The following is a 10,949-nucleotide window of genomic DNA, read 5'->3' as shown; positions in this document are numbered from 1 at the left end:
CCGCCCGGGACTCCCGGAGCGGGCAGTGCATTGTAACGCCGAGGTCACGATGGCGCCTAATCGGGACCATCAAGAGTGGCTATCAGGCTGCAAGGTGGCAACTATCGACCCTCGCACTTCCCCCTGGCCGTGACAGCGACCCGGGCAGCCAGGGCTGCCCGGGTCATCCGCCAGTGTTCTCGCGCTCTTCGTCACGCAGTTGGCGTCGCAACACCTTCCCCACATTCGTCTTGGGCAATTCATCGCGGAACTCCACGTACCGGGGCACCTTGTAGCCGGAGAGATCCTTCTTGCACCAGGCTCGCAGAGACTCGGCATCGAGGCTCTCGTCCCCGGCGACGACAAACAGCTTGATCGCCTCGCCGCTGGTCTCGTCGGGAACCCCCACGGCGGCGGACTCGATCACGCCGGGGTGGTCGGCCACCACATCCTCGATCTCGTTGGGGTACACGTTGAAGCCGGAGACCAGGATCATGTCCTTCTTGCGGTCGACGATGCGGATATAGCCGTCCGGCTGGAGCACGGCAATATCGCCGGTACGGAACCAGCCCGCGTCGTCGATCGATCGCGCGGTCTCCTCGTCCCGGTTCCAGTACCCCTTCATCACCTGAGGCCCTCTGACGCAGAGCTCTCCGGCGGTATCGAGGGGGGCATCCTGGCCATCGGCATCCAGCACCTTGACCTCGGTGCCGGCCACCGGCTTGCCGATGGTGCCGAGCTGGATGGCATCCACGGGATTGAAGCTGACGATGGGCGAGGTCTCGGTCAGACCGTAGCCCTCGGCCACCGGACAGCCGGTGACCTCCTCCCAGCGCTGCGCGGCAGCATGGGTCAGGGCCATGCCGCCGGAGATCGTCAGATGCAGCCGGGAGAAATCGAGACGGCGGAAGTCCTCGCGGTTGCAAAGGGCGTTGAAGAGGGTGTTGAGCCCGATGAAGCCGGTAAAGGAGACCCCCTTGAGGGTCTTGACGAAGCCATCCAGGTCGCGAGGATTGGTGATCAGCACCGAATGGTTGCCGGTCTCCATCATGAACAGGCAGTTCACCGTGAAGGTATAGATATGATAGACGGGCAGCGGGGCGATGATGGTCTCGGCGCCGTCAGTCAGGGCCGGGCCGATGGCCTGGCGGGCCTGGAGCATATTGGCCACCAGGTTGCGGTGGGTCAGCATGGCACCCTTGGCAAGCCCCGTGGTACCGCCGGTGTACTGCAGCGCGGCGATATCGTCCGGACCGCGCGAGACATCCTCATGGCGACGCCCGGCACCGGCGCGCAGGGCTCTTCGCATCGGTGTGGCACCGGGCAACGAATAGGCCGGCACCATCTTCTTGACGTGCTTGACCACGGCATTGATCAACTGGCGCTTCGGGAAGCCGTGCAGGTCCCCCAGCTCGGTGATCACCACATGCTGGATATCGGTACGCTCGAGAATTCGTTCGAGCTTGTCGGCCATGTTGGCCAGGATGACGATGGCCCGAGCGCCGGAGTCCTTGAACTGGTGGACCATCTCTCGCTCGGTATAAAGCGGGTTGGTATTGACCACCACCAGCCCGGCTCGCAGGGCACCGAAGACCGCCAACGGGAACTGCAGCACGTTGGGCAGTTGAATGGCGATGTGGTCGCCGGGTTGCAGGGTGGTCTCATGCTGCAACCAGGCGGCAAAGTCAGCGGAGAGGCGATCGAGCTCGGTATAGGTCAGCACCCGCCCCATGCAGCTGAACGCCGGCTTGTCGGCAAAACGGGCCACGGAGGAGTGGAAGACATCCATCACCGAGGCATAGTCATCGAGCCCCTCCAGGGGCTGACCGGACAGGATGGCGGGCTTGGCGTTCTCGCTCATGGGCAGTCTCCACGCTGCGGCTGATGTCATCAGCAGGCTTGTTGTTTTGTACCTCTACCTTATACCAGCGGTTTTGCGGCTGTAAAACATACGATTGAAACTCACGTTTTAAATCGTGCTTGGATTACCCCGCCCTGCCAGACCAGCAGCTCGCCAGGCACCATTCGCACCCACGACTCATTGTCAGTGAGCGGCTCGGTAGCGATCACCGAGACCACATCGTCGGGCGTGGTGTGCTCGGCGAAATTGACGGCCAATTCAGCGTCCGAGAGGCTTGCCCGGCCGAAGGGTGCCCGCCGCGTGATGTGTGCCAGCTTGGTGGAACAGAACGTGTAGAGGTATTCGCCATCGGCCAGCAGCAGATTGAAGACCCCCAGACCGCGAAGACGTTCGCAGAGACCGTGAAGGATCCGCCAAAGGGCATGATGCTGGTCATCGTCATCCGGCGGTTCGGGGAAGGCACCGCGCAGCTCGCCGAGCAGCCAGCAGAAGGCATGCTCGCTGTCGGTGGTTCCCACTGGGCGGTAGAAGGAGTGCGGCAGCGACTGCCAATCGGTGAGCTGGCCATTGTGCGCGTAGCACCAGGGGCGCCCCCACATCTCGCGGACAAAGGGATGGGTATTGGCCAGGCGAACCTGGCCAACATTGGCCTGACGAATATGGCTGATCACAATCTTCGACTTGATCGGGTAGTCGCAGATCAGCCGCGCGATGGGCGAGTGCACCGAGGGGTGCGGGTCGCGGAAGTCTCGATAGCCGCCCTCCTCGTAGAAGGCGATGCCCCAGCCATCGCGGTGAGGCCCGGTGCCACCACCACGGTGCAGGAAGCCGGTAAAGCTGAAGCAGATATCGGTGGGCACATTGGCGCTCATGCCCAGCAGCTCACACATGGGGTTCCTCCCGGTGTACCGGGCGTCGCACACGGCGACGCCGAATCAGGCTGACCACCAGCCAAAGCACCACCATCATCGCCACGGCCGCGACGGCACCCCAGAGGCGCGGATCACGGCCATGTAACTCCCATAACCGCTGCAGGCCGGGCACACCCGCCTGCCAGAGAGCATGCGCCTTCGCGGGCAGGCGATTGATCCAGGTGACGAAGTGGTCGGCCGCTGTCTCGGAAGGCGGCAATGAGGTATCCCTCCGGCCTCCGTCATCGAGGCGCTCGGTACCCAGGCTCGGCCCGCCCACATCCGCCAGGTCGATGCCGACGCGGCCTCCGGGGTTGAGCATCAGGCGCGGCAGGGAGAGTTCGCGGGTCTCGCCGTCCAGCTCGATGGTGGCATTGAGCAACATAGGCCGACTCAGTGCCTCGTCGCGCTCAGGCAGGTCGAGATGCCAGCGCGAGCTCCCGGCTGTTCGGGCCTCGATACGCTCCCCCTGCAGCTCGCCATGGATCTCGGTGTTTTCACGATTCAGCCGGGGATGCTCCGCGGTCAGGACCACTCGTTTGTCACTGGGCCGATACGCCGCGCTGATGGCCGGCAGCACGTTCACCGCCTGCACCCGCTGACGCTGGAACGCCTCTCCCTCGGCACGGATCACCAGGTGCGCATTGCCGGTCAGGGCCGGCGCCGGCAGGCGGCCATGGAAACGCCCCGCCTCGGCCTGCAGCGTTACCCGCGACTGCACCGTGCCCTCGGCATCCTGCAGTGAGACTGAAAGGGTAATCTCCTCGTCTCCCTGGCCTAAGGGGCCATCATCGCGCTCCACCCAGGCCTCCAGGGGGACCTCGAAGCCCAGATAGAGGGTGGCCGGCAGTTCGGCGGTGCGCAGGTGAAGCGGGGAGGCGACGTTGATACGACTGCCCTCGCCCACCGGCCCCACTAGGCGCCACTCACCAAGCTGGGGATCGGGCACCCGGATCAGGTCGAAGCGCGGCTCCACCCGCCAACGAATGACATCCGGCGCCTCGTCGGCCCGGTAGCGCGTGCCGTCCGGCGCGACCAGGGTCAGGGGGCCATCGTCGGGCTCATGGAAGACCAGCGCCGAGAAGGTCTCCACCTCGTCGTCGATGACGAAGCGTCCCGCCTCCAGCGGCACCTGATCAGCAGGGAAGATACGCTCGATGATATCGAGAAAGGCGCCCAGCAGGCTCTCGGGATTCTCAGCCAACGCCGCCAGCCCCCCGGTAGACTGGGCGAGTCGCTCCACCAGCGCCAGGTCGGCCTGGTCGGAAAAGGCGACGGCATGAATGGCCACGCCCTGGTCGGCCAGCTCAGCGGCCAGCTCATCCACCAGGCGTACCCGCGAGGCATCATCGATCTCGGGCTTGCCTCCCCGGGCTGGCGGGAGGTCGATCACGCCGTCGGTGAGCAGTACCAGGTGCCTCCAGCCATTGGCCTCGGCCCTTGATGCTTCGCGCAGGGCCACCTCGATATCGGTGTACTGCTGGTATTCCTGCAGGGCGGGCGGCAGGTCCAGAGCCCGCTCGCGCCAGGCCGCGTCCACCTCGCCCAGCGGCAGAGGGTTGTCAACCGTCTGGCCGAAGGTCCAGACCCCCGCGGTAGCGCCATTCGGTAGCAGCGCCACGAGCATGTCCAGAGCACTGAGCGCCAGACGCTCGGGGTCGTTCTTCTTCATGCTGCCCGAGACATCGACCACCACTCGGACGTCCGGATGCTCCTCCTCGCCGAGTTGTGCCAGCGTTGAGCTCGCCCATAACCAGAGGACACAGCCGATGGCCAGCGTCCAGCTCATCTGGCTAGAGGGCCTTTCCATGCCAAGCCCGCGCATTGGGGCTCCTTGTTAACCGAGTATTAGCGGAAGATTCAGCCGATGACTGGCTCCTGGCGCTCATCGCGGCCACCCTGACGGGAGCCGTTGGGCGCATTGTCAGGCATGTCCACGTAGTCATCGTCGTCGAAGGTGCGGCGATGACGGCCGCGCCACCACAGCAGCAAGCCCACCAGAAATCCCAGTCCTGCCCCCACCGCGACCAGCAAGGCGGACGGCATGAGGCTCGCACGACTACCCTCGAAGAGGGCCACGGCCGCCACCACCACCGCCGGGGCGAAGCCGGAGTAGAACTCGCCCTCCTCCAGCAGCGGCAGGCGAAAGTGGGATGGCATCCACATCACGCCGGCCACCAGCCAGGTGATCACCAGCCGCGGCAAGCGCGGCAGGAAGGCCAGCCCCAGGTAGCCCGTCAGCAGCACGACCAGCGACAATACGCCGTAGACCAGCCATAGTAGGGATATTGAATCCGAAATCAGCATCACGACCTCGCGACCTTGGCGTCCAGAACGCACGTTCTTGAAAATACACTGAGTATGGTACATCTCGCGCAATGAAAGCACAGCCACCACGTGACCAGGCCACCGAGACGACTGCCGTCGATCCCGTCAACCGCTTCCGCCATACCGACGACCCGGCATGGCACTGGCTGGAGAACCACGATGACCCGGAAGTCAGCGATTTCCTGGAAGCCGCCAATCAAGAGTTGCGCCGCTGGTTCGCTCCCCTCGACGATCTGGTCGAGCGCCTCTACCACGGCCACCTGGCCCGCCGCGAACTCGCCGTCCACGGGCTGAGGACCCCGCTGGATCATTACACGGTATGGAGCGAGACGGCGGTGGACGCCGACTATCCGGTCTGGTGGCGTCACCCCAATGACGCCCCCGATGCCGCAGAGTGCTTCCTCGACCTGCAGGCCCGGGCCCGCGAGCACGACTTCCTCGAGGTGGGTGACATGGCCCTCTCCCCGGATGAGGCCTGGCTGGCCTGGACCGAGGACACCCGCGGCGATGAGACCTACAAGCTCTACCTCAAGCAACTGCCCGACGGTGAGCCCAGGGTGCTGCTCGAGGAGATCGGCCCCGAGATCGGCTGGGCCGAGGACAATGTCACCCTGCTTTTCACCCGCTATGACGCCACCCAGCGTCCGGAGAGCATCTGGCGCCTGGTCATGGAAGAAGGCAGCGCCGGGGAGCCGGCACTGGTGCTGCGCGAGGAGGACCCCGAGTTCTGGCTGGGGCTCGGCAAGACTCGCTCCCGGGAATGGCTGATCCTGGAGAGCTCTTCCAAGGACACCAGCGAGAGCTACCTGATTCCGGCTCGGGCACCGGCGACCGCGCCGCGCTGCTTCCGGCCCCGGGAAAACGGCGTGGAGTACGCCCTGGACCACCGCCCGGGCCACTTCTACGTCCTGCACAATCGCGAGGCCACTCACTTTCAGCTGGACGTGGTGGCGGAAGCGCGGCTGGGCGAGTCGGATCCCGCGAAGGACTGGCAGCCGCTGATCGCCCATCGCGACGACGACACCCTGGAGGGCGTCGACGCCTTCGACTGGGGGCTGGTCATCACCGAGCGCGACCATCACGAAGCCCAGGTGCACCTGCGCGTCCTCGAGCTGGATGGCGACAACGCCATCACTCGCGATGAACGACTGCCGTTGCCGGAGCTGCACTGCAGCCTGGCACTGGGCGACGCGCCCCACTTCGACACGCGACGCCTGCGCCTGCGCGAGGAGTCCTTCATCCTGCCGGTGACCTGGCTCGAGCATGACCTCGACACTGGCCAGCGGCGTCTACTCAAGCAGCAGCCCATCCACGGCGACCTGAAGCCCGAGCAGCTGGTCTGCGAGAGGCTCTGGGCGACCTCCCACGACGGTGAACGCGTCCCCGTCTCGGTGGTGATGCGAGCCGACCTGGCCGGTCACCCGTTACCCACCCTGCTCTTCGGCTACGGCGCCTACGGCGAGGTGCTCGATCCCTGGTTCTCGGTCGCACGGCTGGAACTGCTGGCACGCGGCGCGGCCTTTGCCGTGGCGCACGTGCGCGGCGGCGGCGATCGCGGCGAGCCCTGGTACCTCGCGGGCAAGCTCGAGCACAAGGCGAACAGCTTCCACGACTTCCTCGCCGCCCGCGATGCCCTGGTCGAGAAGGGCTTCGGCGACGGCGAGCGGATTGCGGCCTACGGCGCCAGTGCCGGCGGGCTGCTGGTCAGTGCCAGCCTCAACCTGGCCCCTGAGTCCTTCTGTGCTGCCGTTCTCGACGTACCCTTCGTCGACGTGCTGCGCACCATGGAGAACCCCGACCTGCCGCTCACCACGGCGGAATACACCGAATGGGGTGACCCCCGTGAACCCGAGGCACGACGGCGCATCCGTGACTACTCACCGCTGGACAATCTCTCGGCACAGCCCTGGCCGGCGGTATTCCTGCAGGGCAGCTGGCACGACACTCGGGTGCCCTACTGGGAACCCGCCAAGCTCTATGCCCGCCTCAAGGAGCTGAGCCGTGACCAGGGTGGGGAGGGCCCCACATCGACAAACCGCCCCGCAGAAGGCCGCCCCGCGGAAGGCCGCCCCGCGGAAGGCCGCCCCATCCTGATGCGGATCGATATGGCCGCCGGCCATGGCGGGGCCTCGGGGCGCTTAGAAGGCCGCCCCGCGGAAGGCCGCCCCGCGGAAGGCCGCCCCATCCTGATGCGGATCGATATGGCCGCCGGCCATGGCGGGGCCTCGGGGCGCTTCAAGGCCTGGCACGACAACGCCCGTCAGGATGCCTTTCTCCTCTGGGCGCTGGGGCTCGAGCAGCGCGATAGCTGAGCCCTCAGCCATCGATGGGCAGAATGGCGATGATGTGCTCCTCGAGTTCCTCCTCGGGAACCTCGCGCTGCGAGACGGCGAAGCTGCGCACGCTGATACCCTTGCGGTGCATCCGTTCGGGTCCGCCGGCGATCAGCGGGTGCCAGGCGGCCAGCTTGCGCCCCTCCGCCACCCGACGATAGGCGCAGGATTTCGGCAGCCAGCGGAAGTCGTCGATGCGCTCGGGGGTGAGTTGCGTGCAGTCCGGTACCTTCTCGAACCGATGCGCATAGTCGCTGCAGCGACAGCTGTGGATATCCAGCAGCTCGCAGGCAACGTTGAGCACCGCCAGCTCGCCAGACGTTTCGTCCTGGAATTTGAGCAGGCAGCACTGGCCACAGCCGTCGCAGAGCGCCTCCCACTCTTCGTTGGTGAGCTCTTCGAGGTCGAAGCGCTCCCAGAACCGTTCTCTCATTGTTGCTCGCCCCCTGGGATTCGCCTTTCACTATGTTTCAGTGGAGCTCAGGGTCAGACCCGTACGCCGTCACCCGTACTCCGTCACCCTATTCCATTCCCGCGCGGCTAGTACCTCGCCTCGGTGGGGGTGCGATAAAGGTCCAGCAGATAATCCTCCTTGGCCGGCGGCATCTGCAGGTAGTAGCCCTTGTCGCGGATAGCGGCCATGACGTCTGCAGCCCTGGCTCGTCCCAGCGATTTCTCGGGGGTGAGAATCAGCGTCATGGCCGGCAGCGGCTTGCCGAACGGTTCGAGCAGGGCTTCGGGCACCGCCTCTAGGCCCTGGCGTTTGTCCACGTAGAGATACATCTGCTCCTTGCGCGAGCTCTTGAAGACCTCGCACAGCAGCTTGTCGCCACGCATGCGGTCATCGCTCATCGGGATACCTCCTCGAGGGCCGCCACCAGGCCCGCATTCAGTCGCTCGCCGCGCCAACCCTCGGGCAGCGATAAGGGCTGACCCATGAGATCGGCACCCACCAGGGCCTCCAGATCGCGGCGCTTGAGCAGCACCTCCGGCGCCACACCGAGCGCCAGCGCTTCGGCATTGACCACTTTCTTCAGCGCCTTGAGGCGTTGCTTGAACGCGGGCGCCATCGGCGAGAGCGGCGCCGTCGGTAGCTCGCTTTCGTCGACGTGCAACGCCTCGCTTACCAGCCTGAGCAGCTCGTCACCCTCACGCTTGACCAGCGGCGGCTTGATGTCCTCGATCCGAGCCAGCTCGAAGCGGTTGTCCGGCAGTTGTTCGGCGATGGCGTAGAGCAGCCGGTCAGGCACCAGCCAGCCACGTGGTACATCGCGGCGCCGGGCTTCTCCCTCACGCCAGCGGGTCAGGCGCCGATAGGCTTCTACCTGACGCGGCGAAAACCGCCACAGCTGGCGATGGCGCAGGTACCACTGGCCATCGGCGGTGGCACTGCGTGCCGACAGGGCGACCAGGTCCGCACAGTCCGCCTCGACCCAGGAGAGCCGCCCCTGGTGCTCCAGGGCCTCGCGCTGGTGTTGCCACACCTCCAGCAGGTAGACCACGTCCAGAGCGGCATAGAGCCGCTGGGTCTCGCTTAGCGGGCGCTTGAGCCAGTCGGAACGGGTTTCGTCCTTGGGCAGGGTCTCGCCGACCCAGAATTCCACCAGCTTCTGATAGCCCATGGACGGCACCTCGCCGAGCAGCGACTGGGCGATCTGGGTATCCACCAGCGGCACGACCGGCACCCCGGCCCAGTGGGCGAAGACCTCGAGATCCTCACTGGACGCATGCAGCAGCTTGAGCGGCCCCGACGAGAGCAGGCGCTGGAAGGCCTGGGTACAAGCCACTTCCAGGGGGTCCACCAGGTAGGCAGGGCCGCCCGCGGCGAACTGGATCAGCGCCGGCACCGGGTGGAAGGTGCTCTCGCGAAAGAACTCGGTGTCCAGGGCGATGACCTCGGTCGACGACACCTCGGCACAGGCGGCATCCAGGGCCTCGGGGGTATCGATCCAACAAATCTCGGGGGTCAGTGGCATGCAGGGTTCCAGCAGGGAAAGGGGCGTCACTCGCCCCGGAAGGGCAGGCGACCGTTGAAGGCGCGGCTCAGGGTGCCACCATCGACGTATTCGAGCTCACCGCCCATGGGGACACCGTAGGCCAGCCGCGAGAGCCTCACGTCCAGCGAAGAAAGCTGAGCGGCGATGTAATGGGCGGTCGCCTCGCCTTCCACGGTGGGGTTGGTGGCAAGCACCACCTCTTCCACGGCTCCCTCGGCGACGCGTGCCTCGAGCTGATCGAGCCCGATATCCTCGGGGCCGATGCCGTCCAGGGGCGAGAGATGGCCATGCAGCACAAAGTAGCGTCCACGGTAACCGCCGGCCTCCTCGATGGCCAGCTGGTCGGCGGGAGATTCCACCACGCAGAGCAGATCATCGTCACGCCGCACACTCGTGCAGATGCTGCAGACGTCCTCCTCGGTGAGCGTACGACAACGACGGCAATAGCCGACCTGCTCCAGTGCCACGCCCAGCGTCTCCACCAGGCGCCGGCCGCCTTCGCGGTCACGCTCGAGGAGATGCATCGCCATGCGCTGGGCCGTCTTGGGCCCGACCCCCGGCAGCACGCGCAGCGACTCCATCAGTCTCTCGACCAGCGGGGAAAAGCTCATCGGCGATTCACGCTCAGAAGGGCATCTTGAAGCCCGGTGGCAAGTCGAGACCGGCCGTGGCCTCCTCCATCTTGGCCTTGGAGCTGGCCTCTACCTTGCGCACGGCATCGTTCACCGCCGCGCCGAGCAGGTCCTCGAGCAGCTCCTTGTCCTCTTCCATGATGCTGGGGTCGATATCGACCTTGCTCACGTCGTGGCGTCCGTTCATGGTCACCTTGACCATGCCGGCTCCTGCCTCGCCCTGGACCTCGGCCTTGGCGACCTCCTCCTGGGCGCGCTGCATCTTTTCCTGCATTTCCTGGGCCTGCTTCATCAGGTTACCCATTCCACCCTTCATCATGGCGGATTCCTCTCTCGTGGTTAGTGATCGACGGAGCGGCACGGCTCAGCCGCGCACCTGGCCAACGGTGGACTTGACCGTGGATTCGATCAGGCGTGCACCGAAGGCCTGCTGCAGTCTCTGTACATGGGGGTCACGGTTCAAGGCTTCAATCGCCTCGCTATGCCGCTGGCCAGCCAGGCGGTCGGCCTGCTGCTTGGGGGTCTCGACCTCGGAGGGCAGCGGCCCCGGGGACAGTATCAGACGACGCTCGATGCCGATGGCCGCCAGCGCCTCGCGAATACGTGTCACGTGGACTTCGGCCTGCATTGCCTCCTGGGAAGGGTCAAGCCGCAGTGTGAGCCGCTCACCGTCATCGGCCTCGACCACGCAGTGGGCAGCCAGGTTTCGGGTCAATCCCCCGAGTCCCAGTGAATCGAAGCAGGCCAGCCAGTCGGTATGACCAAAGTGCCCTTCAGCGACGGGCGCGGGGGCCTCTGCACCCTCCTCTTCCCGCTCGATCCAGGGGGGTGGCTCATCGTCCGGCGCCGGGGCCGGCACGGCCTCGACGGCCGGCCGCGAGGGAGGGGGATCGGGCATGGGACGGGGA

At 65.9% G+C, this 10,949-nt stretch carries 11 protein-coding genes; 1 reads left to right on the top strand and 10 read right to left on the bottom strand.

Annotation, left to right across the window (positions count from 1 at the left end; genetic code table 11):
- Window positions 1-163: 163 nt before the first annotated feature.
- From HALO32_RS14315 to HALO32_RS14300, 4 genes are all read right to left on the bottom strand, one after another.
- Window positions 164-1,840 (bottom strand): AMP-binding protein, encoded by a 1,677-nt coding sequence (locus HALO32_RS14315; RefSeq protein WP_151444583.1) that lies wholly within the window; start codon window positions 1,838-1,840, stop codon window positions 164-166.
- Between the two features lie 101 nt (window positions 1,841-1,941).
- Window positions 1,942-2,730: a class II glutamine amidotransferase gene (locus HALO32_RS14310; RefSeq protein WP_151444582.1), complete on the bottom strand. Its 789-nt coding sequence runs from the start codon at window positions 2,728-2,730 to the stop codon at window positions 1,942-1,944.
- On the bottom strand, window positions 2,723-4,576 hold the full coding sequence (locus HALO32_RS14305) for a vWA domain-containing protein (protein WP_225810055.1): 1,854 nt from the start codon (window positions 4,574-4,576) through the stop codon (window positions 2,723-2,725). The genes HALO32_RS14310 and HALO32_RS14305 overlap by 8 nt, the downstream gene beginning before the upstream one ends.
- Before the next feature lie 35 nt (window positions 4,577-4,611).
- Window positions 4,612-5,058, bottom strand: coding sequence for a hypothetical protein (locus tag HALO32_RS14300; protein WP_151444581.1), 447 nt, complete (start codon window positions 5,056-5,058; stop codon window positions 4,612-4,614).
- 71 nt (window positions 5,059-5,129) lie between these two features.
- On the opposite strand from HALO32_RS14300, the gene HALO32_RS14295 reads away from it, so the two are divergent.
- On the top strand, window positions 5,130-7,391 hold the full coding sequence (locus tag HALO32_RS14295) for a S9 family peptidase (protein ID WP_151444580.1): 2,262 nt from the start codon (window positions 5,130-5,132) through the stop codon (window positions 7,389-7,391).
- A 4-nt stretch (window positions 7,392-7,395) separates the two neighbouring features.
- Here the strand turns inward: HALO32_RS14295 and HALO32_RS14290 are convergent, their stop codons facing one another.
- From HALO32_RS14290 to HALO32_RS14265, 6 genes are all read right to left on the bottom strand, one after another.
- Complete coding sequence (locus HALO32_RS14290; protein ID WP_151444579.1) at window positions 7,396-7,845, bottom strand: YcgN family cysteine cluster protein; 450 nt, start codon at window positions 7,843-7,845, stop codon at window positions 7,396-7,398.
- A 107-nt stretch (window positions 7,846-7,952) separates the two neighbouring features.
- On the bottom strand, window positions 7,953-8,264 hold the full coding sequence (locus HALO32_RS14285; RefSeq protein WP_151444578.1) for a YcgL domain-containing protein: 312 nt from the start codon (window positions 8,262-8,264) through the stop codon (window positions 7,953-7,955).
- On the bottom strand, window positions 8,261-9,388 hold the full coding sequence (gene rnd, locus HALO32_RS14280; RefSeq protein WP_151444577.1) for a ribonuclease D: 1,128 nt from the start codon (window positions 9,386-9,388) through the stop codon (window positions 8,261-8,263). The genes HALO32_RS14285 and rnd overlap by 4 nt, the downstream gene beginning before the upstream one ends.
- A 26-nt stretch (window positions 9,389-9,414) precedes the next feature.
- Entirely contained in the window at window positions 9,415-10,020 is a 606-nt protein-coding gene (gene recR / locus HALO32_RS14275; protein WP_151444576.1) for a recombination mediator RecR, read from the bottom strand.
- 13 nt (window positions 10,021-10,033) lie between these two features.
- Window positions 10,034-10,360: a YbaB/EbfC family nucleoid-associated protein gene (locus HALO32_RS14270; protein ID WP_151444575.1), complete on the bottom strand. Its 327-nt coding sequence runs from the start codon at window positions 10,358-10,360 to the stop codon at window positions 10,034-10,036.
- A 45-nt stretch (window positions 10,361-10,405) separates the two neighbouring features.
- Window positions 10,406-10,949, bottom strand: a 544-nt coding sequence (locus tag HALO32_RS14265) for a DNA polymerase III subunit gamma/tau C-terminal domain-containing protein (RefSeq protein ID WP_325063460.1), incomplete at its 5' end; no start/stop codon positions are given.

The organism is Halomonas lysinitropha (assembly GCF_902500215.1).
Classification (GTDB): Bacteria; Pseudomonadota; Gammaproteobacteria; order Pseudomonadales; family Halomonadaceae; genus Halomonas; species Halomonas lysinitropha.
Note: the sequence above shows the minus strand (reverse complement) of the source record. Positions and strands in the feature narration are given on the sequence as shown.